This is a genomic window from Thermus antranikianii DSM 12462 (genome assembly GCF_000423905.1).
GTDB lineage: Bacteria > Deinococcota > Deinococci > Deinococcales > Thermaceae > Thermus > Thermus antranikianii.
In genome coordinates, this window is sequence record NZ_AUIW01000011.1 from 48946 (window position 1) to 73983 (window position 25038).

General features: G+C 65.5%; 22 protein-coding genes. 13 read left to right on the forward strand and 9 right to left on the reverse strand.

Features of this window, described 5'->3' with window-relative positions:
* The 3 genes from G584_RS0108275 (at position 1) to G584_RS0108285 (ending at position 2438) form a co-directional block, all read left to right on the forward strand.
* Positions 1-1224 (forward strand): sulfite oxidase, encoded by a 1224-nt coding sequence (locus G584_RS0108275; RefSeq protein WP_028494210.1) that lies wholly within the window; start codon positions 1-3, stop codon positions 1222-1224.
* 69 nt (positions 1225-1293) lie between these two features.
* Entirely contained in the window at positions 1294-1998 is a 705-nt protein-coding gene (locus G584_RS12960) for a c-type cytochrome (RefSeq protein ID WP_028494211.1), read from the forward strand.
* Positions 1995-2438 carry an MOSC domain-containing protein gene (locus tag G584_RS0108285; RefSeq protein WP_028494212.1) on the forward strand — a complete coding sequence of 148 codons (444 nt, stop codon included), beginning with the start codon at positions 1995-1997 and terminating at the stop codon, positions 2436-2438. Before G584_RS12960 ends, G584_RS0108285 begins: the two co-directional genes overlap by 4 nt.
* 8 nt (positions 2439-2446) lie before the next feature.
* Here G584_RS0108285 and G584_RS0108290 read toward each other — a convergent pair whose 3' ends face one another.
* A complete protein-coding gene (locus tag G584_RS0108290) occupies positions 2447-4105 on the reverse strand; it encodes a bifunctional metallophosphatase/5'-nucleotidase (RefSeq protein ID WP_028494213.1) in 1659 nt (552 codons plus the stop codon).
* A 186-nt stretch (positions 4106-4291) separates the two neighbouring features.
* Here G584_RS0108290 and glnA point away from each other — a divergent pair, with 186 nt between their 5' ends.
* From glnA to G584_RS0108340, 10 genes are all read left to right on the forward strand, one after another.
* A complete protein-coding gene (gene glnA, locus G584_RS0108295) occupies positions 4292-5632 on the forward strand; it encodes a type I glutamate--ammonia ligase (RefSeq protein WP_028494214.1) in 1341 nt (446 codons plus the stop codon).
* 145 nt (positions 5633-5777) lie between these two features.
* On the forward strand, positions 5778-6950 hold the full coding sequence (locus tag G584_RS0108300; protein WP_028494215.1) for a branched-chain amino acid ABC transporter substrate-binding protein: 1173 nt from the start codon (positions 5778-5780) through the stop codon (positions 6948-6950).
* Between the two features lie 65 nt (positions 6951-7015).
* Positions 7016-7984, forward strand: a complete 969-nt coding sequence (locus G584_RS0108305) for a branched-chain amino acid ABC transporter permease (protein WP_028494216.1) — start codon at positions 7016-7018, stop codon at positions 7982-7984.
* Positions 7981-9309, forward strand: coding sequence for a branched-chain amino acid ABC transporter permease (locus tag G584_RS0108310; protein ID WP_028494217.1), 1329 nt, complete (start codon positions 7981-7983; stop codon positions 9307-9309). The genes G584_RS0108305 and G584_RS0108310 overlap by 4 nt, the downstream gene beginning before the upstream one ends.
* The gene (locus tag G584_RS0108315) at positions 9306-10085 is read left to right on the forward strand and encodes an ABC transporter ATP-binding protein (protein WP_028494218.1); all 780 of its coding nucleotides are present in this window, start codon (positions 9306-9308) and stop codon (positions 10083-10085) included. Before G584_RS0108310 ends, G584_RS0108315 begins: the two co-directional genes overlap by 4 nt.
* Complete coding sequence (locus G584_RS0108320; RefSeq protein ID WP_028494219.1) at positions 10082-10795, forward strand: ABC transporter ATP-binding protein; 714 nt, start codon at positions 10082-10084, stop codon at positions 10793-10795. The genes G584_RS0108315 and G584_RS0108320 overlap by 4 nt, the downstream gene beginning before the upstream one ends.
* A gap of 101 nt (positions 10796-10896) precedes the next feature.
* Positions 10897-12402, forward strand: coding sequence for a glutathione ABC transporter substrate-binding protein (locus G584_RS0108325; RefSeq protein ID WP_028494220.1), 1506 nt, complete (start codon positions 10897-10899; stop codon positions 12400-12402).
* Positions 12403-12459: 57 nt separating this feature from the next.
* Complete coding sequence (nikB, locus tag G584_RS0108330; RefSeq protein ID WP_028494221.1) at positions 12460-13380, forward strand: nickel ABC transporter permease; 921 nt, start codon at positions 12460-12462, stop codon at positions 13378-13380.
* Entirely contained in the window at positions 13373-14392 is a 1020-nt protein-coding gene (locus G584_RS0108335; protein ID WP_028494222.1) for an ABC transporter permease, read from the forward strand. The genes nikB and G584_RS0108335 overlap by 8 nt, the downstream gene beginning before the upstream one ends.
* A gap of 54 nt (positions 14393-14446) precedes the next feature.
* Positions 14447-15502, forward strand: a complete 1056-nt coding sequence (locus G584_RS0108340; protein WP_028494223.1) for a protease complex subunit PrcB family protein — start codon at positions 14447-14449, stop codon at positions 15500-15502.
* Here the strand turns inward: G584_RS0108340 and G584_RS0108345 are convergent.
* From G584_RS0108345 to G584_RS0108380, 8 genes are all read right to left on the reverse strand, one after another.
* Positions 15470-16642 (reverse strand): bifunctional folylpolyglutamate synthase/dihydrofolate synthase, encoded by a 1173-nt coding sequence (locus tag G584_RS0108345; RefSeq protein ID WP_028494224.1) that lies wholly within the window; start codon positions 16640-16642, stop codon positions 15470-15472. The genes G584_RS0108340 and G584_RS0108345 overlap by 33 nt on opposite strands.
* A 3-nt stretch (positions 16643-16645) precedes the next feature.
* Positions 16646-18472 (reverse strand): ABC transporter ATP-binding protein, encoded by a 1827-nt coding sequence (locus G584_RS0108350; protein ID WP_028494225.1) that lies wholly within the window; start codon positions 18470-18472, stop codon positions 16646-16648.
* Positions 18469-20211, reverse strand: a complete 1743-nt coding sequence (locus tag G584_RS0108355) for an ABC transporter ATP-binding protein (RefSeq protein WP_028494226.1) — start codon at positions 20209-20211, stop codon at positions 18469-18471. Before G584_RS0108355 ends, G584_RS0108350 begins: the two co-directional genes overlap by 4 nt.
* 199 nt (positions 20212-20410) lie before the next feature.
* On the reverse strand, positions 20411-21463 hold the full coding sequence (locus G584_RS0108360) for a S1 domain-containing protein (RefSeq protein ID WP_028494227.1): 1053 nt from the start codon (positions 21461-21463) through the stop codon (positions 20411-20413).
* 36 nt (positions 21464-21499) lie between these two features.
* Positions 21500-22855: a hypothetical protein gene (locus tag G584_RS0108365; protein ID WP_157626404.1), complete on the reverse strand. Its 1356-nt coding sequence runs from the start codon at positions 22853-22855 to the stop codon at positions 21500-21502.
* 17 nt (positions 22856-22872) lie between these two features.
* Positions 22873-23469 (reverse strand): hypothetical protein, encoded by a 597-nt coding sequence (locus G584_RS0108370; protein ID WP_028494229.1) that lies wholly within the window; start codon positions 23467-23469, stop codon positions 22873-22875.
* Positions 23454-24203, reverse strand: coding sequence for a hypothetical protein (locus G584_RS0108375; RefSeq protein ID WP_028494230.1), 750 nt, complete (start codon positions 24201-24203; stop codon positions 23454-23456). Before G584_RS0108375 ends, G584_RS0108370 begins: the two co-directional genes overlap by 16 nt.
* Before the next feature lie 55 nt (positions 24204-24258).
* Complete coding sequence (locus G584_RS0108380; protein WP_028494231.1) at positions 24259-24870, reverse strand: hypothetical protein; 612 nt, start codon at positions 24868-24870, stop codon at positions 24259-24261.
* Between the last annotated feature and the right edge of the window lie 168 nt (positions 24871-25038).

The following is a 25038-nucleotide window of genomic DNA, read 5'->3' on the forward strand; positions in this document are numbered from 1 at the left end:
ATGGAAAAGATCGATCGGCGCACTACCCTTAAGCTCATGGGCATGGGTGCGGCCTTGTTGGCTGCAGGCAGCCGGGGCCTGGCCCAACAAACTCCCACCGCCGACCAGCTGGTTAAGGGGAAGAACCCCAAGCTCATCGTCCTCTCCCAGCGCCCCATCGTCCTGGAAACTCCCTACGACCTCTTGGCCAGCAATCCCGAGCGCACCCCCAACCCCCTCTTCTTCATCCGTAACAACGTGGATCTGCCAGGGTACAACACCCTGGAAGGCGCGAGCCCCCAGGGATGGAAGGTAGAGGTGGGCGGCTTGGTGGACAAACCCTTCACCTTTGAAGCCAGCGAGCTTTTCGCCATGCCCCAGACGGAGGTCACCATGGTCCTCCAGTGCTCGGGGAACGGGCGTAGCCTCTTCCAACCCCGCCCCTCCGGCAACCCTTGGAAGCGGGGTGGCGTGGGCAACGTAACCTTCCGCGGGGTACGCCTCAAGGACCTTCTGGCAGCCAAAGGGGTCAAGCTGGGCGAGAAGGCCTTTTTCATCACCGCCCACGCCAGCCGTCAGGGGAATGCCCCTGAGTTTGTTCGGAGCGTCCCCATCCAAGCCCTGGAGCATGCCCTCTTGGCCCTTTTCATGAACGGGGAACCCCTGCCTGCAGTGCACGGCGGTCCTGTGCGCCTGGTCTTCCCTGGCTACTTCGGCGTGAACAACGTGAAGTGGGTGGAGAAGATCGAGTTCACCGAGGCCGAAAACACCACCGCCGAGCAGATGCCCCGCTACCGGGTTCCCGCCATTCCCAACACCCATCTGCCCTTCCTGCCCCAGGAACCGGGCAAGACCTACCCCTACAACTTCCAGAACTCCCGTCCTAACTGGCTGGTGTCCATCAACAGCCTTATCTTTGCTCCCCTGGAGGGCCAGACCGTACAGGGACCCTACGTGCGGGTGGAAGGAGTAGCCTTTAACGACGGTATCGTCCCCATCGTGAGCGTAGAGGTCTCCACCAACGGAGGCCGCACCTGGCATCAGGCCCAGCTGGCTACCCAGGGGAAGAGCTTCGGCTGGATCCGCTGGCGGACTACCCTTTACCTGCGCCCCGGAGAGCACGAGGTCATGGCCCGGGCCTGGGATGCCACTGGCCGCAGTCAACCCCTGGATGGCAACATCGCCTGGAACGAGCGGGGCTATGAGTATAACGGCGTGATGCGGGTGAAGTTCACCGTGGCTTAACCCTTCCTCGCCCCTGGCCAAAGGCCAGGGGCTATTTAAGTTGCAATCCATGTACCCATCGGGGGTAACATGCATAAATTAAGAAAAAGCCTTCTCCCTCTCGGCATCCTTACCCTAGGATTCGCCGGTTACCTAGCCCTGGGACAATACACCCTCCCGGAAGGACCGGGGAAGGACCTGGTCCTGGCCAAGTGCCAAACCTGCCACGACATCGGCTTCGTGGCCAGGGAAAGGCTCTCCCGCGAGCGGTGGAACGCCATCATCGACGAAATGGTCACCCGTGGCTTACAAATAACCCCCGAGGAACGCTCCGCCATCCTGGACTACTTGGCCACCTACCTGGGTACGGAACCCCCACCCACCCCGCCCCAGGTCCAACCTGCGCCCACCCCCAAGACCGGGGCCCAGGTTTACGCCAACTGCGCAGGGTGTCACGGGCCCCAAGGAGAAGGCAATCCTCCCACCTTCCCACCCCTCAAAGGGCATGTGGAGAAGCTCCTTAAGGCGGAAGGCGGCCGGACCTACCTGTTGCTGGTGATACTTTACGGCCTCCAAGGCCCCATAAGAGTTGAGGGAAAGGAGTACGCGGGCATCATGCCCGGATTCGCTTGGCTATCCGACGAAGAGATAGCCCTGGTCCTGAACCACCTGGCAGGGTGGGGAGCTCCTCAAGGTTTCAAGCCCTACAGCCCCGAGGAGGTCAAGGCTGCACGGGCCAAGACTTTAAGCCCAGAAGAGGTTCTGAAACACCGGCAAGGACTGAAGCTGCCATGACGGGTACGGTGATTTCCCTGCACCTGGGACTGGGCTCGGGGCTTCCCAAGCCCCGGGTGGAAGTCTTGGAACTCCTGGCGGGCTTCGGAGCCAAAGGGGACCGGCATGCGGGTAAGGATCCCGACCGGGCCGTCCTGGTGGCGGGGCTTCCCGCCTACGAGAAGGCCAGGAAAGCGGGCATCGACCTCCCCTTCGGGGCCTTGGGGGAAAACCTTCTCCTGGACCTAGACCCCCACGACCTGCCCCCGGGAACCCGGCTTCGGGTGGGGGAAGCCCTTTTGGAATTCGCCCAGGTGTGCACGGTCTGCTCCAGCCTCTCCCAGTTTGACCTGAGGCTTCCCAAGCTCCTCTACGGGGGCCGGGGTCTTTACGCCCGGGTGCTGGAAGGCGGCCTGGTGCGGGTGGGGGACCCCGTGCGCATCCTGGTCACCGCCGAATAGGTCTTGGCTTAAACCCCCACCCACTCGGGAACCCGGTAGGCCCAGTAGGCGGGTTTTTCCCCTTTGGGTTCGTTGAGGACTTCTATCCGCCCCTCGAGGCCCGCCTCCACCTCCCTGAGCTCCTTGAGGTAGTCCATGAAGCTTTCCGCATCGCTGAAGCCGGTATCCACCCGGTATCCTTGGGCCTCCTTGAGCACGGTGAAGCCGTCGCCCCCGTTGGCGATGAAGTTGTTCACCACCACCCGGTAGGTGGCCTCGAGGTCCAGGGGCACATAGCCCTTCTCCGTCTTCACCTCCACCCGCACCACCCGGTCCCCTGGAGCCCTGGAGAGGTCAAAGGCGTAGCGCAGGCCGGAAACCTGGAGGAAGCGGCCCGCCGCCTGTTCCCACTGGGAAACCCCATTCTCCAGAGCCGCCTTGATCTCCCTGCCCTTAAGGTCCATGACCACCAGGGTGTTGCCGAAGGGCAAGACCTCGTAGACCTTGCCCACGGTAATGGGTCCCTTGGGGATGGTGGTGCGGATCCCCCCGCCGTTTTGCAGGGCGATCCGCACCCCGGCATTCCGGGTCTTCCAGACCATACCGTCGGCGATGAGGTTGCCCAGGTTGCTCTCCCGCTTGCGCACGATGGCCCTTTCGCCGATGAGGTCCACCTTGGCCTGGGCGATCACCTGCCCCATCAGGGCCATGACCGGCTGGGCGTAGGCCAGAAGGGCCTCCTTGGCGAAGAAGTCCTCGGGGGAAACCTCGGGGGTCATGAGGATGGGCTCGCCCTTGTAGGCAAGGAGCTCCCCCTTGGCGTCAAAGGTGACCTCCAAGAGGCCCACCACCTTCCCCCACTCCCAGGCCTGCACCACCAACACGTCCTTGCCCTCCGGGTTCTTCACCACCGTGGGGTAGGGCCCCGCCGGGGCGAGCTCCTTGTGGGGGAAGCTCCCCAAAAGGGTGTGGGAGTGCCCGCCCACGATCACCTGCACGCCCACGAGCCTCCTGGCCAGCTTCAGGTCCTCCCCGTAGCCCAGGTGGGAGAGGACCACGATCTTGTTTACCCCCTTTTTCAGCAGCTCGTACACCGCCTTCTGGGCGGTCTCATAGGGATCCAGGAAGTCCACGGTGGGCCCCGGGTTGGCGATCTCCCGGGTGTCCGGGGTGGTGAGGCCGATCACCCCCACCTTTTCCCCGCCCACCGGCACCACGGCATAGGGGGTAAAGAGCCCCTTGAGCCTGGGCTCCCGCTCCACCCCCACGTTGGCGGACACCACCTTGAACCGGGCCCCCCTCAAAAACTCCGCCAAAGGACCGGGCCCCAGGTCGAACTCGTGGTTGCCCAGGGCCATGACCCGGTAAAGGGCCCGGTGCATGAAATACCGGTCCGCCAGGCCCCGGTACTGGTTGAAGTACAGGGTGCCCTGGAAAACATCCCCGGCATCCAGGAAGAGGAGGTTTTTTCGGCTAGCCCTAAGGCGGTCAAAGAAGGCGATCCGCTGGGCCACACCCCCCACCCTCACCCTCTTGCCGGAAAGGGTGAGCTCCATGGGCTCCAGGTGGGCATGGGTGTCATTGGTGTGCACCAGGGTGAGGGTAAACCCCCCCTGGGCCCGCCCCAAGCCCAGGCCCGCCAAACCCAAAGCTGCCCCTGCCTTCAATACCTCGCGCCGCTTGTACATACCCGACCTCCAGGCTTCAGTCTACCCAAGGCCCGGTCAGCCTAGGGTCAAGGACCTCGAGCCTGCGCGGGATTGCAAGATGAACCATATCCCCTTGACAATGTGCACATCTTTGCCGTACACTTTGCGCAATCTGCTGGGGGAAATGGGCAAACGCCTGGCCCCAGCGGGTCAAGGAGGTAAAAAATGGCGTACACCAAGGCGGAAATCCTCAAGGCGCTTAAGGCGGAGAAGGTTAGGTTCCTCAGGCTTCAGATCACCGATATCCTGGGCGTGGTGAAGAACGTGGAGGTCCCCGAGTCCCAGTTTGAAAAGGCGCTGGACGGGGAAATCATGTTCGACGGCTCCTCCATCGAGGGCTTCACCCGCATCGAGGAATCGGACATGCTCCTCAAGCCCGACTACAACACCTTCGTGATCCTGCCCGAGGCCCTGGAAGACCCCGGGCGGGGCCGGGTGGCCCGCCTCATCTGCGATGTCACCTACCCCGATGGCCGCCCCTTCGAGGGGGATCCCCGGTACGTGTTGAAGCGCCAGGTGGAGCGGCTTAAGAAGCTGGGCTTTGACAACATGTATGCGGGCCCCGAGCCGGAGTTCTTCCTCTTCCTCAGGACTCCCGAGGGCCTCCCCACCGTGGAAACCCACGACCGGGCGGGCTACTTCGACCTAGCCCCCATCGACAAGGGCGAGGAGGCCCGGCGGGACATGGTGAACGTCCTGGTGGCCATGGGCTTTGAGATCGAGGCCGCCCACCACGAGGTGGCTCCGGGCCAGCACGAGATCGACTTCAAGTACGCGGACGCCCTCACCACTGCCGACAACATCGCCACCTTTAAGTGGGTGGTGAAGAAGGTGGCCCTGAACCATGGCCTCCACGCCACCTTCCTGCCCAAGCCCATCCGGGGCATCAACGGCAGCGGCATGCACACCCACCTCTCCCTCTTTAAGAACGGGGAAAACGCCTTCTTTGACCCCCAGGCCGAGTACCAGCTTTCCAAGACCGCCCTGCACTTCATCGCCGGCCTTCTGGAGCACGCCGAGGGCATGGTGGCCATCACCAACCCCTTGGTGAACTCCTACAAGCGCCTCACCCCTGGGTACGAGGCCCCCACCAACATCGCCTGGTCGGCAGCGAACCGCTCGGCCATGATCCGCATCCCTGCCCGCCGGGGCGTGGGCACCCGGGCCGAGCTCAGGATGCCTGACCCCTCTTGTAACCCCTACCTGGCCTTAGCGGTCATGGCCGCCGCGGCCATCGACGGGATCGAGCGCAAGCTCCTGCCCCCGCCCCCCATCCAGCGCAACATCTACCAGATGAGCGTCCGGGAGAGGCGCAAGCACAAGATCCGCGAGCTTCCGGGAACGCTTCGGGAGGCCCTCGAGGCCCTGCGCAAGGATCCGGTGATCCGGGAAGCCCTGGGCGAACACGTCTATACCCACTTCGTCCAGGCCAAGCAGATGGAGTGGGACGACTACCGGGTCACGGTCCACCAGTGGGAGCTGGACCGGTACCTGGCCACGTACTGAGGGTGGGTATCTAGTCCCTCCTCCTCCAGGAGGAGGGACTGACCCATGGGTCGGGCACAAACTTACGAGGGGGCATTGACAAGAACCGGTACCCCCCCCTTAGAATGGGGCCGCAACGCGAACGCGTGCTCTTAAGGAGGTGCTTATGAGGAAAATCGGCTTGCTGGTAGCAGGTGTAGCCGCCTTGGGCATGGCCCTAGGCCAGGCCAACGTCATCAAGATCGCCACCCAGTCTCCCCTCTCCGGTCCTCAGGCAGCCTTGGGCGAGCAGATCAAGCTGGGGGCGGAGCTGGCCATCGAGGAGGCCAAGGCCAAGTTCAAGGCCCTGGGCTTTGACCTGGTCCTGGTGCCCTACGACGACCAGGCCAACCCCGACGTGGGCGTGGCCAACGCCAACCGCATCATCAACGACCCTGACATCCTGGGCGTGGTGGGCCACTTGAACTCCGGCGTGGCCATCCCCTCCAGCGAGGTCTACGCCCGGGTGAACCTGGTCATGGTCTCCCCTGCCAACACCAACCCTCGGGTCACCGACCGCAGGCTTCCCAACGTGAACCGCATCTGCGGGCGTGACGACGTCCAGGGGCCGGTGGGGGCGGAGTACGCCTTCAACAACCTGAAGGTGAAGAACGTCTTCATCATCCACGACAAGACCGCCTACGGCCAGGGCCTGGCGGAGGAGTTCAGGAAGCGCCTCGAGGCTCTGGGGGGCCGGGCAGTGGCCTTCGTGGGCACCGAGGAGACCTCCAACTTCGTGCCCATTATCAACCAGATCCGCGCGGCCCGGCCCGTGCCCGAGCTCATCTACTTCGGGGGCATCTACAGCCAGATCGGTCCCTTCGTGAAGCAGCTTCGCGAGCGGGGGGTCAAGACCCGGCTCATGGGCGGGGACGGGCTGGACTCCAGCGAGTTCGTGCGCCTGGCGGGTAAGGAGAACGCCGCCGGCACCTTCTACACCACGGTGGCCGGTCCGGTTTCCGCCTTCCCCAAGGCGAGGGCCGTGGCCCAGCGCTTCAAGCAGAAGTACGGCAAGGACATGGAGGGCTTCGGCATCTACGCCTACGACTCCGCCAACGTGATCCTGGCTGCCCTCGAGGCCGCCATCAAGGCCGCCGGCGGCAAGAAGCCCACCCGGGAGCAGGTGGCTCAAGCGGTGCGCCAGGTGAAGATGGAAGGCCTCACCGGCACCATCGAGTTTGACGACAAGGGCGACAACAAGAAGGCCAAGTACTTCGTCATGCAGGTGGCCTCCACCGGCAACTGGGCCGACAACAAGCTGATCCGCGTCATCGAGATGGCCGCTCCAGGGGCCAGGTAAACTGGGATTCCAACCCAAGGGGGTGGCCTAAAGGCCACCCCCTTGGCCCGGAGAAAGGAGGCACCTTGCTGGAGCAAATCCTAGCCCTATTGCCCCAGGTGATCTTCGACGGGCTCATCCTGGGTTTCGTCTACGCCATGGTGGCCCTGGGGTACACCATGGTCTATGGCGTCTTGGAGCTCATCAACTTCGCCCACTCCGAGATCTTCATGATCGGGGCGGTGGTGGGGGTGGAGGTCTTCCGCTACCTGGCTCCCCAGGTGGAAAGCGGTTTCCTGCTCCTCCTCCTCGCTCTAACCCTGGGCGGGGTGGTGGCGGGGATCACCGCCATCCTGGTGGAGCGCTTCGCCTACCGCCCCTTGCGGGCCCGGGGCACCACCAACCGCCTGGTGCCCCTCATCACCGCCATCGGGGTTTCCTTCATCCTCCAGGACCTGGTGCGCCTCATCGAAGGTCTTTGGCACAACGAGTTCTTCCTGCGCATGCGCACGGTGGAGGACCTCGAGGGCTCCGTGAGCCTCTTCGGGGGAGCCATCTTCGCCCAGACCAAGTCCTTCATCCTCATGGGGGTTTCCATCCTCATGCTGGTGGGCCTCACCTACCTGGTGAACCGCACCAAGCTAGGAGTGGCCATCCGCGCCGTGGCCCAGGATCTCCACACCGCAAGCCTCATGGGCATAGACCCGGACCGCATCATCTCCCGCACCTTCCTCATCGGGGGATCCTTGGGGGGTGTGGCCGGGGTGCTCTTCGCCCTGCAGTACACCACCATCACCCCCTACGTGGGGTTCCTGCCCGGCATCAAGGCCTTCACCGCGGCGGTGCTGGGGGGTATCGGCAACATCCCGGGGGCCATGCTGGGCGGGCTTGTGCTGGGGCAGCTGGAAAACTTCTTCGGCACCTACCTTCCCATCCTCACAAACGGCAACTTCGGCACCGAGTATAAGGACGTGGTGGCCTTCCTCATCCTGATCTTCATCCTCCTGGTCCGGCCCCAAGGCCTTCTGGGACAGGTGGTCAAGGAGAAAGTATGAACGCCCTCTCCTTCCTTCTCAGCCTGGCCTACCTAGGCCTCGCCTTCCTGGCTCCAAGCCCGGTAAGCCACCTCTTCGGCCTGGCGGCCTTAGGGGTTACCGCCTTCCTGCGGCTTTCCCCCACCTGGCGGACCCTGAACCTAGCCCTCCTCACCCTAGCCTTCACCGTGGGCCTCATGCGCTCGGGCAACACCCTGGGCCTCATCGGCCTGGTGGGGATCCTGGTGGCCCTCACCACCCTGCCCCGCATCCCCACGGGAATCCGCGTGCTCCTGGCCCTGGCCATCCTCCTCCTTTCCGTGCCCCTGGCGGGCTTCGCCAACACCTTTGTCTTCGAGCTCGGCATCCAGATCGGCATCTACGCCGCCATGGCCTTGGGGCTCAACGTGGTGGTGGGCATGGCGGGGCTTCTGGACCTGGGCTACGCCGCCTTCTTCGCCGTGGGGGCCTACACCTGGGCCATCTTCGGCAGCGAGCAGGCCAAGAACTTCATGCAGGGCAACTTCCCCCTCCCCGGGGAGTACATGTACCTCTTCATGGGGATCGCCATCGTCACCACCGCCCTAACCGGCCTGGTCATCGGCCTTCCCGCCCTTAGGCTTCGCGGGGACTACCTGGCCATCGTCACCCTGGGCCTGGGGGAGGTGGTGCGGATCCTGGCCAACAACCTGGACCACCCCATCAACTTCACCAACGGTCCCCAGGGGATCACCCCCGTGCAACGCCCCCCCATCGACTGGTTCCGGGAGTTGATGGGGACCTTGGGAGTAAAGCTGGACCAGACCACGGATTACCAGCTTTTCTTCTACTTCCTGGTCCTCCTCATGATCGGGCTGGTGGTGCTGGCGAACGTGAACCTGGCGAACTCCCGCTTTGGCCGGGCCTGGGTGGCCATCCGGGAGGACGAGGTGGCCGCCCGCTCCATGGGCATCCCCCTCCTGCCCACCAAGCTCCTGGCCTTCATGACCGGGGCCGCCTTCTCCGGGGTGATGGGGGTGATCTTTGCCGCCCAGCGCACCTTCGTTTCCCCCGAGTCCTTCACCCTCCTGGCCTCCATCACCATCCTGGGCATGGTGATCCTGGGAGGGATGGGATCCATCCCCGGGGCCATCCTGGGCGCCGCGGCCCTCACCATCCTCAACCTGGATGTGCTCAAGACCTTCAGCGAGTTCGTACGCACCAGCCTGCCCCAGATCCCTAGCCAGGTGGATCCTGCCAAGTACGAGCGTCTGGTCTTCGGCCTTATCCTGGTGCTGATGATGATCTTCCGCCCGGAAGGCCTCATCCCGGAGAAACGCCACAAGGCGGAGATGGAGGAAGCATGAAGGCCCTCGAGGTCACCCAGGCCACCAAGCGCTTCGGCGGTCTGGTGGCGGTGAACAACGTGAGCCTCAGCGTAAACCAGGGGGAGATCTTCTCCGTCATCGGCCCCAACGGTGCGGGCAAGACCACTTTCTTCAACCTCCTAACGGGCATCTACCCTCCCGATGAGGGAAGAATCCTCCTATTCGGGAAGGACGTGACCGGCCTACCCCCGGACCGGATCGCCAAGGAAGGGGTAGGGCGCACCTTCCAGAACATCCGCCTCTTTGGGGCCATGACCGTGCTGGAAAACCTCCTGGTGGGCATGCACATCCACATCCACGTTCCCTACTTCCACGCCCTCTTCCGCACCCCCCTGGCCCGGAGAGAGGAAAAGCGGGCCGAGGAGGAGGCCAAGAGGCTATTGGAGTACGTGGGCCTCCTCCACCGCAAGGACGAGCTGGCCAAGAACCTGCCCTATGGGGAGCAACGGAAGCTGGAGATCGCCCGGGCCCTGGCCCTAAAGCCCAGGCTCCTCCTCCTGGACGAGCCCGCGGCGGGCATGAACCCCCGGGAAACCGAGGAGCTACAGGCCTTCATCCAGCGCCTCAGGGAGGAGCTGGGGATCACCATCGTCCTCATCGAGCACGACATGCGCCTGGTCATGCGCATCTCTGACCGCATCGCCGTGCTGGAGTACGGCTCCAAGATCGCCGAGGGCACCCCGGAGGAAGTGCGCACGAATCCTAGGGTTATCGAGGCCTACTTGGGCAGGGGAGCCGCGGGAGGTGCGGCATGAGCCTCCTGGAGCTTAGGAACGTCCACACCTATTACGGCCACATCCACGCCCTCAAGGGCATCTCCTTGAGGGTGGAGGAGGGGGAGATCGTAACCCTCATCGGCTCCAACGGGGCGGGCAAGAGCACCACCTTGCGCACCATCAGCGGCCTGATCAAGCCCCGACAGGGGGAGGTCCTCTTCCAAGGAAGACCCATCCACCGCCTCCCTGCCCACCAGATCGTGGCCCTGGGGGTAGGCCATGTACCCGAGGGGCGGAAGATCTTCCCCCGCCTCACCGTGGAGGAAAACCTGGAGATCGGGGCCTATCTGGAAAACGACCGCAAGGTGGTGCAGAAGCGCAAGGAGGAGGTCTTCGCCCTCTTCCCCCGGCTCTACGAGCGCCGGGCGCAGAAGGGGGGCACCCTTTCGGGCGGGGAGCAGCAGATGCTGGCCATCGGCCGGGCCCTGATGCAGAACCCCAGGATCCTCCTCATGGACGAACCCTCCATGGGTCTGGCCCCGGTGCTGGTGGACTTCATCTTTGAAACCATCCAGAAGCTGAACCGGGAGGGCAAGACCATCCTCTTGGTGGAGCAAAACGCCCGCTTAGCCCTGCAGATCGCCCACCGGGGCTACGTTTTGGCCACGGGGGAGATTACCCTGGAAGGCCCGGCCCGCGAGCTGGCCCAGAACCCCGAGGTGCAGAAGGCCTACCTGGGAGAGGGCTGAGAAGAGCCTCTGGGCATACCCCGGCTTGCACACGCCGGCTTGGGGGAATATACTCTCCCCGTAGCTTCAGGGCAAATAGCCCCTAGAGAGGAGGTTTTTGTATGAGAAAAGGTCTTTTGGTCCTCGCCTTGTTGGCGTTGGCCCCTGCTTCCGCCCAGCGCTTGGTGGTGGCTCAGGGCACCGACCCCATAACCTTGGACGCCCCTTTGGCCCAGGACTCCCCCTCAGCCACCGTGGTCACCCACATCAGCGAGACCCTGTTTGAGCTCACCCCTGAGGGCCGGATTGTACCCCTTCTAGCAGAAGGACACAGCTTCGCCGACGGAGGACGCACCTTGGTGATCCGCCTTAAGCGGGGCATCACCTTCCACGACGGCACCCCGTTCAACGCCGAGGCGGTGAAGTTCAACCTGGAGCGCTTCGTTTCCCGGGAGCTAGCCAGCCCCTTCGCCTTCCTGCTCTCCGAGCTGGAACGGGTAGAGGTGGTGGACACCTACACCGTCCGCCTCCGCCTTAAAAACCCCTTTGCCCCCATCCTGGCCCACCTAACCCATAGCTCCACTGCCATGCAAAGTCCCGCGGCCATCCAACGCCTAGGGGCCCAGTATCGGGACAACCCCGTGGGTACGGGTCCCTACCGCTTCCAGGCCTGGCAGAAGGGGCAGTTCGTGGACCTGGTACGTAACGAAAACTACTGGGGAGAAAAGCCTCCCATTCCTCAGGTACGCTTCATCCCCGTACCCGAGGGTACCACCCGGGTGGCCTTGGTGGAAACGGGCCAAGCCCATGTGGCGGTACGCATTCCGCCCCAGGACATCGCCCGCCTCCAGGCCAACCGGGCCATCGAGGTGGTGCGCACGCCAAGCCTACGCACCATCTACATCTACTTCAACACCCAGCGTCCCCCCTTCAACGACGCCCGGGTGCGCCAGGCTCTAAACTATGCGGTGAACAAGGAGGAGATCCTCCAGTTCGTCCTAGGCGGGATTGGCCGGATATCCGACGCCCCCATTGCCCCCGGCATCTTCGGTTATGCCCCTGTGGGCCGCTATGAGTACAACCCCCAGCGGGCCCAGGAGCTTCTGCGCCAAGCAGGGATCACCCTGCCCCTCAGGGTCACCCTCCATTGCCCCACGGGGCGCTACTTCCAGGACATCCAGGTGTGTGAGGCCATCCAAGGACAGCTCAGGCGGGTAGGAGTGGAAGCCTCCATCCAAACCCTGGAGTGGGGAGCCTACCTCCAGGAAACCCAGCGCCCCCTAAGGGAAAACCGCATCCAGATGGCCATGCTGGGCTGGGGTACGGTAACGGGGGATGCGGATTATGGGCTTTACCCCCTCTTCCACTCTAGTCAATGGGCCCCCGGTTTCAACCGCGCCTTCTACCGGAACCCAAGGGTGGACCAGCTCCTGGCCCAAGCCCGCATCTCCACCCTTCCCCAGGGAAGGCAACAGCTCTACCGGGAAGCCATGACCCAGATCTGGCAGGATGCTCCCTGGCTCTTCCTCCACTCCGAGCTCCAGGTCACGGCCATCCGGCAGGAGGTCCAGGGCTTCATCGTCCACCCCACGGAGCGTTACCTGGCGTACAAGGCCCGGTTCCGCTGAGGAAACCCCAAGACCCTACCCCGTGGGGCCCTCCCCACGGGGCCTTATTGAGGCGAAATGGTAACCTACGCCCTAAGGCGCCTTCTCATTGCTATCCCTACCCTCTTCGGAGTGGTTCTTCTGGTCTTCCTCATGGTGCGCCTGGCCCCAGGGGACCCAGCGGTGCTCTTGGCAGGGGAGTTCGCCACCCCTGAAACCCTGGAGGCAATCCGGGCCCGTTATGGCCTGGACCGCCCGCTTCCCGAACAGTTCCTCATTTACCTGGAAGCCCTCCTCCGAGGGGACCTTGGGGAATCCGCCCGAAGCCGCCGGCCCGTCCTTGAAGAGCTCCAAACCTACTTCCCCAACACGGTGGAGCTGGCTAGCGCCGCCATCCTGGTGGCCCTTCTCACCGGCATTCCCCTGGGCATCCTGGCTGCCCTCAGACCGGGAAGCGGGTTGGACCTCGGGGTCATGATCCTGGCCCTCATCGGGGTCTCCATGCCCGTCTTCTGGTTCGGCCTCCTGGCCATCCTCATCTTCTCCGTGGAGCTGGGCTGGTTTCCCGTGGCGGGGAAAGGCACCTTGGCCCACCTGGTCCTTCCCGCCATTACCCTGGGAGTGAACGCCACCGCCCTCCTGGCCCGCATGACCCGGGGAGCCCTCCTCGAGGTCCTCTCCCAGGACTACATCCGCACCGCCCGGGCCAAGGGCCTGGCCGAACGGGTGGTCATCTTTAAGCATGCGCTACGCAACGCCTTAATTCCCGTGGTCACCGTGGCCGGGCTAGAGTTCGGAAGCCTCTTGGCAGGAGCGGTGATCACGGAAACCATCTTCGCCTGGCCGGGCCTTGGACAGCTTTTGGTGGGCTCCATCCTTGCCCGGGACTACCCTGTGGTGCAGGGAGCCGTGCTTCTCGTGGCCACCACCTTCATCCTGGTAAACCTACTGGTGGACCTGCTTTACGCCTGGATCGACCCACGGGTGCGCTATGACTAGACCCTGGCGACGCTTTAAGAGGAGCCGTCTAGCCCAGGCTGGGCTTCTCCTCCTAAGCCTTTACCTCTTGGGAGCCCTCCTTGCCCCCTTCCTCGCCCCCTACTCTCCCTACACCCAGGATCTCCGTTCCACCTACGTGCCCCCTCTGGCAGGGATAAGCCTTAGAGGACCCAAGGGGGAGCTGGGGCTATACGTAAGCCCCGTTTACCGTCACCCCCTAGAAGGAATTCAGGTAAACTGGCAGGAAAAGTACCCCCTGCGCCTTCTGGTCAGGGGAGAAGAGTGGCGCTGGTTGGGTTTTTCCGGAAACCTCCACCTCTTTGGGGTGGAAGGCCCTGTCCGTTTCTACCTCCTCGGTACCGACGAGCAGGGACGGGACCTCTTCTCCCGCATCCTCTACGGGATACCCATCTCCCTTACCATCGGCCTGGTGGCCGTAGGGATCGGCCTGCTCCTGGGCGTGCCCCTAGGAGCCCTCTCCGCCTACCTGGGGGGGCGGGTAGACCTTCTGGTCCAACGGCTGGTAGACGTGATGCTGGCCTTCCCTGGAATTCTCCTGGCCATCGTCCTGGTGGCCATCCTGGGACCAGGGCTGGGCAACGCCATGATCGCAGTAGGTATCGCCGCGGTTCCTATCTACGCGCGCCTGATCCGGGGAGTGGTTCTCTCCCTCAAGGCCCTGGACTATGTGGAAGCGGCCAGGGCACTGGGAGCCAGCGACACACGCATCCTCCTCCGCCATATCCTCCCCAACGCCTTAGGCCCCATCCTGATCCAGTCCAGCCTACAAATGGCCATCGCCATCCTCTTCGCCGCCGGGCTGGGCTTTTTGGGCCTCGGTGCTAGGCCCCCTGAACCCGAGTGGGGACTGATGCTGGCCCGGGGAAGGGAGTACCTGGCTGTGGCCCCCCATGTGGCCACCTTTCCGGGGTTAGCCATCGTAGGGCTAGTCCTAGCCTTCAACCTGTTAGGGGACGCTCTCAGGGACGCCCTGGACCCGAGAAGCCGCTAAAGGCTAAAGGCGGCCTTAAGAAGGTGGCAAGCCCCAAAGGGGTATCATGGGACCATGGGGAAAGGCCTTCTCCTTCTCCTTCTCCTCTTTTTGCCCCTCCTTAGCGCCTGCGAGCTTTTGGAAGGCACGGGCTACCGGGTGGCCGAGGCCCAGCTCCTCTTCCCCGAGGCCACGGAGCGCTGGACCTACTTCTACGGGGAGCCCCGGGAGGTCCGGCTCGGCACCCAGGTCCTCCGCCTGGAAAAAGGAGGTGGGGAAAGCCTCTGGGCGGTGCCGGGAGGCCTTTGGGTGGGAGGGAGGCCAGTACTCAGGGAGGTGGGGCCCGCCCTCCGCCCCCTGGCTGAGGCGGTGCGGGGAATCCAGGGAAGCCTCCTCGAGGTCCGGGCCCAGGCCAACCTCCGCGCCACCTGGTTTTACGACGGGGTGGGCTGGGTCCGGCTTACGGGGAGCCTGAGGGAAGGGGAAAACCGGAGCCTGATCCAGCCCGCCCAGTACCAGACCCCGGACCTCTACGCCTTTACCGGGGCGGAGACCCAGGTTCTCCTCAGGGAGATCCTGGCCCGGCGGGGGGGAAGGCAGGTGGTGGTCTTCGAGCTTTCCGAACCCGTCTTAAGGCCCCTGGCCCTTGACCCCATTCCCGATGGTTACCGGGTGGGGGCCCTGCAGGTACAGTACGGGCTTAGAGTGGAGGTGGTGACCCCACCCCCGCCCGCCTACCGCATCCTGGAACGCGGGGCCAATGCCGCTTACCAGGAAACCGAGCCCAAGGCCTTTCTGGCCAACAACCCCACCCGTTTCGCCGAGGTCTGGAACCTGGTGGTGGCGAACCGCATCCCCCGCCCACCCGCTCCTAGCGTGGACTTCCGCACGAGGAGCGTGGCCGCCTTTTTCTGGGGCTTAAAGCCCACCGGGGGGTATGGCCTCGAGGTGATCGGGGTTACCTATGCGGGCGGAACCGCCCGGGTCATCCTGAACCTGCAAAGCCCACGGCCCGGGGCCATCGTCACCCAGGCCCTCACCAGCCCGTACCTGGTCCTGGAGCTGGAACGGGTGAGCCGCGTGGTCTTCGCCGACCCTTCAGGGCGGGTCCTGGCCGAAGCGCGGGAGTAGCCTAGCCCTTAAGGCGCCCACCAGGTACAAGGAACCCGTGGCCAAAACGGGAACGCCATCCCCTTGCGCCGCCTTAACGGCTTCCTCCAAGGCCTCCCAGGGATCCTCAAAAAAGGGTTCCCCAAGCTCCCTTCCCAAGGCCCCCTCCCCCGCCCGGGTGTAGCGGACGCTTCTGGCCTTGGGAAGGAGGTGGGCCAGAACCCCCTTCACGTCCTTCCGGGGAAAGGCCCCAAAGACCAGGTGGTAGGCGGAAAACTCCCGGCTAAGGGCCAGGGCTGCCGGGGGATTGTGGGCTCCATCCAGGTACACCTCCACCCCCTCCAAAAGGAAGCGCTCCAGCCGGCCTGGATGCCTCGCCTCCCGAAGCCCTTGGGCAATGGCCTCCTCGGGGAATCCGAGAAGCCTCAAGGCCGCTGCCGCCAGCCGGGCGTTTTCCTCCTGGAAGGCCCCCTTTAGGGCCGGTGGCGCAGGCAGGGCAAAAAGAGGGTCCAGGGGGTCCAGAAGGTAAAGGGGGCTTCCCCGGGTGCGGGCCATCTCCCGCACCACCTCCAGGCCTACCCCCCTGGCCCCGGTGACCACCGGCACCCCTTTGCGGAAGGCTCCTGCCTTTTCCCGGGCCACGGCCTCCAGGCTCCCCCCCAGGGCCTCCAGGTGGTCCTCTCCCACGTTGGTGAGCACGGTGAGGGCCACCCGGGGAAGGATGTTGGTGGCATCCTTCTCCCCCCCCACCCCCGCCTCCACCGCCGCCAAGGCCACGCCCCGCTTTTGGAAATGCTGAAAGGCCAAGGCGGTGGCCAAATCAAAAAACCCCGGGGGCTCGGGCCAGGCCTCCCCCCTGGCCCACGCCACGAACCCCACCACCTCCTCCTCGAGGATCAACCCTTGGTGGGTGCGGATCCTCTCCCGGAAGTCCAGGAGGTGGGGGCTGGTATAGGCTCCATAGGGAAGCCCCGCGGCGCGGAAGGCCGCCTCCAGGTAGGCCACCACGCTTCCCTTTCCGTTGGTGCCCAGGACGTGCACCGCCTGAAAAGCCTCCTCCGGGTGCCCGAGGCGTTCCAGGAGGATCCTAATCCGGCTTAGGCCCCGCTCTCCCTGGCGGCGCTGGGCGAAGAGCCACCCCGTGGCCTCCCGGTAGGTCATGGCCTAGCCCTCCGCGTACTGGAGCCGGTATAGGGTGGCATAGTAGCCCCCTTTCTGGAGAAGCTCCTCGTGGGTACCCTCCTCCACCAGGCGCCCTCTTCTGAAGACCAGGATGCGGTCCACCCGGCGGATGGTGGAAAGGCGGTGGGCGATGACGATGGAGGTCCTTCCCTCCATGGCCCTGTAGAGGGCCTCCTGCAGACGCCTTTCCGTTTCCGAATCCACGTTGGCCGTGGCCTCATCCAGGATGAGGAGGATATCCGGATTGGCCAGAAGGGCCCGGACCAAGGCCAGAAGCTGCTTCTCCCCTGTGGAAAGCCCTGCCCCCCTCTCCCCCACCCGGGTGTGGTAGCCCTGGGGCAGGCGCAAAATGGCCTCGTGCACCCCCAAAAACCGGGCCACCTCCACCACCTTCTCCTCGGGGATGGTCTCGTCAAAAAGGCGCAGGTTGTCCAGAATGGTGCCCGAGAAGAGGAAGGGATCCTGGAGCACGATCCCCACGTGCCGCCTTAGGTCCTCCTGGCGGTAGTTCCGCACATCCTCCCCATCGATGAGCACCCGGCCCCTTTGGGGGTCGTAGAAGCGGGCGATGAGGCTCACCACGCTGGTCTTGCCCGCCCCCGTGGCCCCCACCAGGGCCACCTTCTCTCCCCTGGCGATGCGGAAGGAAACCCCCTTGAGCACCCAGTCCTTGTCCGTGGGCTCCACGCCCTTGGGGGTATAGGCCAGCCAAACCTCCTGAAACTCCACCTCCCCCCGGAAGCGGGCGATGGGCTTGGGGTTTTCCGGGTCCTTGAGCTCCTCCACCGTGTCCAAAACCCCGAAGATGCGCTCGGCGCTGGCCATGGCTCCCTGGAAGAGGTTGAACTTATCCGAAAGGTCCTGCAGGGGCTGGAAAAGCTGGCGGGTGTAGTCCACAAAGGCCACCAGAAGCCCCAGGGTGGCCACCCCTCGCACCACCTCACCCCCGCCGTAGAAGAGGAGGCCCGCCACCGCCAGATCCCCCAGGAACCCCACCACGGGAAAGAAGAGGGCAAACCAGCGCACGATCTCCACCCAGGCCCTAAGGAGGTCCCGGCTCAGGCGGTCAAACTTCTCCTCCCGTTCCCTTTCCTTCACGAAAAGCTGGATGGTTTCCACCCCGGAAAGGTTTTCCTGCAGGGCGGCGTTCAAGCGGGCCAGGCGCAGGCGCATCTCCCGGTAAGCGGTGCGCATGCCGTTCCGCACCCAGGCGGTGACCCAGAGGAGCACGGGCACCACCAGGAGGACCACCAGGGTGAGCTTGGGGCTTAAGACCATCATGAAGGCCAAGAGGCCCAGGATGGTAAAGAAGTCGGCGATGACCCCCACGAGCCCCCCGGTGATGAACTGGTTGATGGCGTCCACGTCGGAGGTGATGCGGGTCATGAGGCGGCCCACGGGGTTTTTGTCGTAAAAGCCCGGGTGGAGGCGCATGAGCTTGCCGAAGAGGGCGCTCCTTAAGTCGAAGAGCACCCTTTGCCCCACCCACTGGATCAGGTAGGTCTGGCCGTAGGTGGCGGCGAAGTTAACCCCCCGCACCAGGAGGAAACCCAGGCTCACCCAAAGGAGAAGGGTAAAGCGCTCCGCCAGGGGCTTGGCCTCCTTGGGAACCAGGGCCCCGTCGATGGCCCACTTGAAGAAGAGGGGGGTGAGGGCGGCGGTGAGGGTGGTGAGGAGGAGGAAGAGAAGGGCCAAGGCCACCTGGGCCCGGTAGGGCCTCACGTACTGGAGGATGCGGGCGAAGAGGACCCGGTCAAAGGCCTTGGTGTAGGCGTCCTCCTGCTCCCTATGGGAGGCATCCTGGCTCATCCCTCCACCTCCCCTTCCACCTCCATGCGCTGGATGCGATCCAGCTCGGCATAGAGGCCCCCGGCCTCGAGGAGGCTTTCATGGGTGCCCTCCTCCACGATCCTTCCTTCGTCCAGAACGATGATCCAGTCCGCATGGCGCAGGGTGGCGGTGCGGTGGGAGATGAGGAAGGTGGTCTGGCGGCCCAGGACGCCTTTCAAGCCCTGAAGGATCCTGGCCTCGGTTTCCGTGTCCACGGCGCTTAGGGCATCGTCCAGGATGAGGATCTTGGGCCCCTTGGCCAAGGCCCGGGCCAGGGCCACCCGCTGCCGCTGGCCACCCGATAGCGTCACCCCCCGCTCCCCCAGCACGGTCTCGTACCCCTTGGGAAAAGCGAGGATCTCCTCGTGGATGCCGGCAAGCCTCGCCGCCCACTCCACCCGCTCCCGATCCAGGGTTTCCAGGCCGAAAGCGATATTTTCCAGAATGGTTTCGCTAAATAGGAAGGGCTCCTGGGGAACCACCCCCACCGCCTGGCGCAGGGTGGCCAGGGGGATCCTCCGCGCCTCATACCCCCCCACGTAAACCCGTCCCTCCGTGGGGTCCATAAGACGGGGTACGAGGGCGGCAAGGAGGCTTTTCCCCGAGCCCGTGCGCCCGGTGATCCCCAGGGTCATGCCCTCGGGGACGGTGAGGGTGAGGTCCTTAAGAAGCCAGCGCCCATCCCGCCAAAGGCCCACCCCCTCGAGGCGCACCTCCCCGGAAAGATCGGCCACGGAAAGGGGCAGGGGATCCTCGTCGCGAACGGCGGGCTCCCGGTCCAGAAGCTCCAAAAGCCTTTTCAAGCTGGTAAAACCCCGCTGGTACATGGCCATCACCCAGCCGAGGCCCAGAATGGGCCAGGTGAGCTGGGCCAAATAGGCGTTGAACTGCACCAGCTGGCCCACGCTCATCTCCCCCCGGACCACCATCCCCCCGCCCACCCAGAGGACGGTGAGGAAGGCAAACCCCATGAGAAAGCCCAGAAGGGCCTGCATGGGCCCCTCCACCTTGGCCAGGGCCAGGCTCTTACCCATGTAGATGCGGTTCAGCTCCTGGAAACGGGATAGCATGCGCCCTTCCAGGGCATACCCCTTCACCACCCGGATGCCGCTAAAGGCCTCCTGGGCCAGGGTGCTGATCCGGTCAAAGGCCTCCTGGGCCTCCCGGTAGCGGCGGTCCACGAGCCTCAGGAGGTAGAACATGAAGAGGCCGATGGCGGGCAGGATCAGGGTAAGGTAGAAGGCCAGGCGGGCGTTCACCGCATACATGGAGCCGAAGGCCAAGAGGACCAAAAAGGAGAGGCGGCTGCCCATCATGACCCCCGGGCCCACCATCTCCCGCACCGCAGAAAGGTCGGTGTTCAGGCGGTTCATCAAGTCCCCCACCCGCGTCCCCTGGTAGAAGCCCCGGTCCAGGCGGAGGAGGTGGTGGAAGAGGTCCCGCCTCAGGTCGTACTCCACCTGGCGGCTCGCCACCACGGAGAGGCGGCGCATGAGGTAGGAGAGGAGGCCAGAGGCCCCGGCCGCGAGGAGAAGGCCGAGGGCGTAGTGCCCGTAGGGCCCGCCGCGGCCGAGGGCGTCCACGGCCAGGCGGAGAAAGTAGGGCCCCAGGACGAAAAAACCGATGGAAAGGAGGCCTGCCCCCACCCCGAGGAGGTACGGCCCCCGGTAGGGGGCCAGGTAGGGCAGGAGGCGGCGGAGGGCTGACCGCTCGGTCATGCCTCCCAGTCTACCCTAGCCCCGCCCCGCAAACTAAGTGCCCCCACATAGCTTCCAGGAATCGGGGCCACCCCAGGCAGGGAGTGGCCGGCTCCTGCCAGCGGGGGCGCTCCCCAGGGCCTTTGCTTTCCCGATAGAGGGGGCGGAGGCGACTGGGGTGGGGCCGCAGCCCCCCAGGGCGCGGACCAGAAGGAAGGGCCTAGCGCAAAAGAAGCCGCACCTCCTTCCCCCGCTCCACCTCCCCCTGCCGGGCTTTTACCTGAAGGGAAAGCGCCGCAAGCGATCCGGTAAAGCGCTCTGCCCCCCTGAAAAGGGCCTCCTCCACCCGGAAGGTCCCCACAAAGACCCACGGGGGGCCTTCCCCTTCACGCCTAAGAGGAAGGGCCCCGGTGGGCAAGACGAGGTGGACCTCCTCCGCGGGGAACAGGGTCTCCACCCGCACCCGAACCCTCTCCCCCAGGGAGGCTCGAGGGGGGTCCAGCCGCACCGAGAGGAGTTCCTTTCCCGGGTTCAGGGGGAGGAGGACCCGGCTCTCCCCTCCTTTTGCCCTTAGGACCACCTCCAGCCTTTCCCGGGCCTCCCAGGGCACCTGGAAGAGGAGGACGAGGTCGTCTCCCTCCCGCCTTTCCCCCAGGACGGGCAGGGAGAGGGAAACTTCCCCAGGAGAACCCCCCTCCAGGCGCACCCGCACCTGGGCCACCTCCCCTGGGGCCACCTCGAGGGGCCACTCCACCCTCAGGGGCCGCGCCTCGGATAGAGGCACGGTGGGGATAGGGGTGAAAGCGAGGAGAACCTCCTTTCGGCCCAAAGGCTCCAGGGCCACTTCCTCTTCCCCTGCCCGGAAGCCCGGGAGCGCCTCGGGGAGGAGGCGGTAGGTCCCCGGGAAGAGGAAGGCCTCGCCGCCACAGGGCACGAAGGCCCCCACCTCCCCCACCAGGTGGGCTCCCCGCCCCCCGCCCTCGCACCGGAGGCGAAGGACGGAGGCGGGTCTTAGGGCGAGGACGGGAGGGGGGTCGCCCGGTTTCCAAGAGACCTCGGTGGGAAGGGCGAGAAGCCCCTCGGGGGGAAGGGCCTTGAGGCGGGCCCCAGCCCTCGGCGCGTAGAGGCGAAACCGCCCGTTTTCGTCCGTTTCCACAGGGGCGAGGCCCCCCTCTACCCTCGCCCCCCTCACGGGCTTCCCCAAGAGCTCCACCCGGCCTTCCAAGGGCACCTCCTCGTACCCCCCGAGGGCGAGGGTGACCTCCTCGGGCACGGGGAAGCGGAAGGCGTAGCTCCCAAAGAGCCCGAATCAGAGCCCCCTCCCGTCCCCTCTCCCCTCGAGCCTCAGGGCGTAGGGGGCTTCCCGCCACTCCAGGAAGCCCAAAAGCCCCGAGGAGGAGAGGTCCAGGCCCAGGGCCAGGGGGGCCTCGAGGTAGCCCACCCCCAGGCCGAAGGCAACGGCGGAGCCGAACTCCAGCCGACCCCTGAGGGAAAAGGGAGGGCGCGTGTACCCCGCCTGGAGGCCCAGGGTGGGTCCTCCCCCGTAGCCCACCCGGAGGGCGTAGGTGAAGCCCCCCTCCGATCCCGCGTACCCCAGGCGGAAGGTGGGGCCCGAAGGGGAGAACCCCCCTTCCCCTTCCCACCCCTTTGTGGCGAACCCCAGGTAGGCCCCGCCTTCCCACCGGGCGTAAAGGCGGGGGTCGCCGTAGCGCTCCAGCCGCAGGGAAACCCCCTCAGGTTTGGCCAAGGGGAGGGTGCCGGAGAAGGCCCAGGTGCCGTCGGCCAAGCCCACGCTCAAGGCCTCAAGGGAGAGGCGGAAGCGGTAGAGGGCCTCTCCCGAGTACCCCACTTCCAAGGCGGGCGGGTAGCCCAGGGTCCCCTCCCAGGGGCCTTCCCGAAGGCCAAGCCGGGCCTCCTCTATTCCCCGCCCTCCCGTTGCCCTAAACCCAAAGGAAAGGTTTCCTGCGCCCACCCCCACCCTGACGGAGGGATGGGGTCCCTCCAGGGCGAGGGCGAGGCGTACCTCCCGGGAGAGGCCTCCCTCCAGGGCGAGCCGGAGGGAGGGGGGTGCCCCGGAAGCGTACTCCCCCTCCAGAAGGCCCGAAAGGGTGTAGGGAAGGGGCCTCCCTCCCTCGGGGCGCACCCGGACCAGGTAGACCTCCTTCCTTCCCTCCCAGAAGAGGCCCAGGCGGAGGAGGCCGAAGCCCGATAGGGGAATCTCCGCTTGCCTCTCCTCCCCGGGGGGAAGGGAGAGGGCGAGGGGAGAGAAGGCCACCTCGCTCCCCTCGGCGGGGGCGAGCTGTACCCTTAGGGACAGGTTTCCCTCGTTCTTGAGGGCGAGGCGCAGGCTCCTTCCCGCCACCTCCCCGGGCACCTGGGCCCTAAGCCTGGCCAGGGCCTCCACGGTCACCTCTTTGCAGAAAGTCTTCTCCGAAGCGACCCGGAGGCACACCCGGTAGGTCCCAGGGGGGAAGCGAGGGGGCACCTCCACCGCCACCAGGACCACTCCCCCGTCCGAGGCTTGGGGGGCGAGGAGGAGGGGGAGGTCGGAGGCCCCCTCCAAAGGCCCCGGGGGGAGGCCCGGGAAGGGGAGGACCACCACCTCGCCGGGCCTCGCCCCCAGGGCCAGGGCGAGGAGGGGGAAGAGGGCGGAAGCAAGCCTCAAAAAAGCCTCTCTCCCCATCAGTCGCTCTCCAGGCTATAGGTCAGGGTGAGGACCCCCTGGGCGGGAAGGGAAGGGAAGGCGTCGGTTGGGGAAAGCTCCAGGAAGTAGTAGACCCAGAGGAGCGCCGTGGTGTTGCGGGCCACGCTGGCGAGGCCCCGCCCATCGGGCACGGCGGAGAGGAGGGTGGGGGTAGGGACGTGGTTCGTGGCACTCCCTGAGACCACCTGGACGAACACATAGAGGCGTCCTTGCCAGTCCCCGGGCACGGGGAGGCTTCCGGTCACGCCGCTTACCCGGAAGCACCGGGTGGTGCCCGCCCCGCAGAGGGCCCCCCCGCCCCCGCCTCTATTCGGAGTGGTGAGGGTGCAGGCCACCCGCCCCCCTGACCCGCCCACCACCTGCGTGGGCAGGAAGCGCATGGAGGAGACGCCCTCCAAAAGGAGGAGGTAGGAGGCGAGGTTCGCCACGTAGTAGCTCTGCCCCCCCACGGTGAGGGTCTGGAGGGGGCCGGAAGCGGAGAAGTCAAAGAGGAGGTCGGTGGCGTCGCAGGAGGCGGTCTGGGCCCAGGCCCGGGAGAACCCGAGGAGAAGGAGGAGGGCTAGGGCACGTCCCATGTTCCCTCCGCCGCGTACCGCCCGTAGGCGCCCTCCAGGATCAGGGCCACCCGGTAGCGCCCCCTAGGGAGGGGAGGGTCGGGCCTCAGGAAAAGCTCCCGGTATCCGCCCGGGAAGACGGGGACCGCCTCCAGGGGAAGCCTCGCCACCTCCCTGCCCTCCCCGTCAAAGACCCGGGCTTCCCCCGAGACCCTCTCTAGGACGTTCCCCGGGTTCTCCAGGAGGAGGGGAAGGCTCTCCCCCGCTCCCCCCACCTTCGCCCGGAAGGCCGGGCGCTCCGTGCCCCGGAGGGTCAGGTAGACGGCGAGGCCGAGTTCGGGGCGGACGGAAAGCCGCACCCCTCCCCTCTCCAGGGGCCTTGGGCTCGTGGAGAACACCACCAGGCAGGCGAGGGTGCCCTCTCCTTGGGGGGCCTTCACCCGGACCCGGACCTCGGCGCTCCCCCCGGGCGGGAGGACAAGGGCGGTGGGGGCCACCTCGAGGTGGGGGCAGAGGTTCCGCTTGGGGCTTTCCACCACGTTCCCCCTGGGATCCAAGGCGAAGGGAAGGAGGCGGACCTGGAGGGCCTCCTCCCGGAGGAGGCCGTTCTTGAGGACCACCCGCTCTTCGGCGCTTCCCCCAAAGGGAAGGGCGAACTCCAGCCTCGCCGGGGAGAGGGCGAGGTCGGCCTGGGCCAGGGCGAGGGGGAGGAGGGCCAAGAAGAGGGCGTTTAGGCCAAGGGCGAGGCGTTTCATGGTCCCATCTAAAGAAAGGGGAAGGGGCCTTCGCCCCCTCCCCGGCTCCCCTTCCTCAGGGCGAGGTGAGGAGGAGGTTGAGGGTGATGCTTTCGTTCAGGCCACCGAGAGGGATGTCGTCGTTGATGTTCATGGTGAAGAGATAGTAGAGCTTGTACACCGACTTGCCCTGGCCTCCCGTGGAGGCACCGAAGAGGGAGAGGCCCTGAGCGATTGGGGTGGGCGAGGGAGTTGACGAGGCCCCTTTCCCGGAGAGCTTCTCGGCGAAGACCTTCACCCGGTTGTTGCCCAGGCTGAGGGTGCCCCCGATGCTGTCCACCTTCACCGTCCACTGGGCCCGGTTGGTCTTGACGGTGACGGTGCCGTACTCCGCCCCGTTCGTCCCCGCAACGGACGTGGGGGCGAAGTCCTGGGTGGAGCCTGCCTCCAGGAAGTTGAGGTAGGCCGCCCTAGAGGCCTTGGTGTAGGCGGTATTGCCCACGGTGGTGGTCTCCGTGCCCTGGAGGGTGGCGTCGGTGAAGTCAAACAGGTAGTCCGTGGCGTCTAGGCTGAGCTGGAGGACGGAAGGGACCTTCACCGTGACCGTGTGGCTGTCCGTGTTGGTCTGGGCCAGGGCGAGGCCCGAGAAGAGGACCGATAGGATCCCAAGGCCGATAAGCTTCCTCATGTTCTGCACCTCCTTGTGCAGAGGGCCGGTCGCGCCACTCGCTCCCCCTCGGCCCCTGGCGCCCGTCTTGGGCTCGAGGGTTCACCGCTTCCCTCAAGATCCACCTTACCGGCGCGTGTGAAAACTGTGTGAAAGACCAGTTTGTGTGAAAGCTGCGTGAAAACCTAG

Coding starts and splice junctions, on each gene's coding strand:
- G584_RS0108275 (WP_028494210.1), top strand. CDS start 1: ATGGAAAAGATCGATCGGCGCACTACCCTTAAGCTCATGGGCATGGGT.
- G584_RS12960 (WP_028494211.1), top strand. CDS start 1,294: ATGCATAAATTAAGAAAAAGCCTTCTCCCTCTCGGCATCCTTACCCTA.
- G584_RS0108285 (WP_028494212.1), top strand. CDS start 1,995: ATGACGGGTACGGTGATTTCCCTGCACCTGGGACTGGGCTCGGGGCTT.
- G584_RS0108290 (WP_028494213.1), bottom strand. CDS start 4,105: ATGTACAAGCGGCGCGAGGTATTGAAGGCAGGGGCAGCTTTGGGTTTG.
- glnA (WP_028494214.1), top strand. CDS start 4,292: ATGGCGTACACCAAGGCGGAAATCCTCAAGGCGCTTAAGGCGGAGAAG.
- G584_RS0108300 (WP_028494215.1), top strand. CDS start 5,778: ATGAGGAAAATCGGCTTGCTGGTAGCAGGTGTAGCCGCCTTGGGCATG.
- G584_RS0108310 (WP_028494217.1), top strand. CDS start 7,981: ATGAACGCCCTCTCCTTCCTTCTCAGCCTGGCCTACCTAGGCCTCGCC.
- G584_RS0108315 (WP_028494218.1), top strand. CDS start 9,306: ATGAAGGCCCTCGAGGTCACCCAGGCCACCAAGCGCTTCGGCGGTCTG.
- G584_RS0108320 (WP_028494219.1), top strand. CDS start 10,082: ATGAGCCTCCTGGAGCTTAGGAACGTCCACACCTATTACGGCCACATC.
- G584_RS0108325 (WP_028494220.1), top strand. CDS start 10,897: ATGAGAAAAGGTCTTTTGGTCCTCGCCTTGTTGGCGTTGGCCCCTGCT.
- nikB (WP_028494221.1), top strand. CDS start 12,460: ATGGTAACCTACGCCCTAAGGCGCCTTCTCATTGCTATCCCTACCCTC.
- G584_RS0108335 (WP_028494222.1), top strand. CDS start 13,373: ATGACTAGACCCTGGCGACGCTTTAAGAGGAGCCGTCTAGCCCAGGCT.
- G584_RS0108340 (WP_028494223.1), top strand. CDS start 14,447: ATGGGGAAAGGCCTTCTCCTTCTCCTTCTCCTCTTTTTGCCCCTCCTT.
- G584_RS0108345 (WP_028494224.1), bottom strand. CDS start 16,642: ATGACCTACCGGGAGGCCACGGGGTGGCTCTTCGCCCAGCGCCGCCAG.
- G584_RS0108350 (WP_028494225.1), bottom strand. CDS start 18,472: ATGAGCCAGGATGCCTCCCATAGGGAGCAGGAGGACGCCTACACCAAG.
- G584_RS0108355 (WP_028494226.1), bottom strand. CDS start 20,211: ATGACCGAGCGGTCAGCCCTCCGCCGCCTCCTGCCCTACCTGGCCCCC.
- G584_RS0108370 (WP_028494229.1), bottom strand. CDS start 23,469: ATGGGACGTGCCCTAGCCCTCCTCCTTCTCCTCGGGTTCTCCCGGGCC.
- G584_RS0108375 (WP_028494230.1), bottom strand. CDS start 24,203: ATGAAACGCCTCGCCCTTGGCCTAAACGCCCTCTTCTTGGCCCTCCTC.
- G584_RS0108380 (WP_028494231.1), bottom strand. CDS start 24,870: ATGAGGAAGCTTATCGGCCTTGGGATCCTATCGGTCCTCTTCTCGGGC.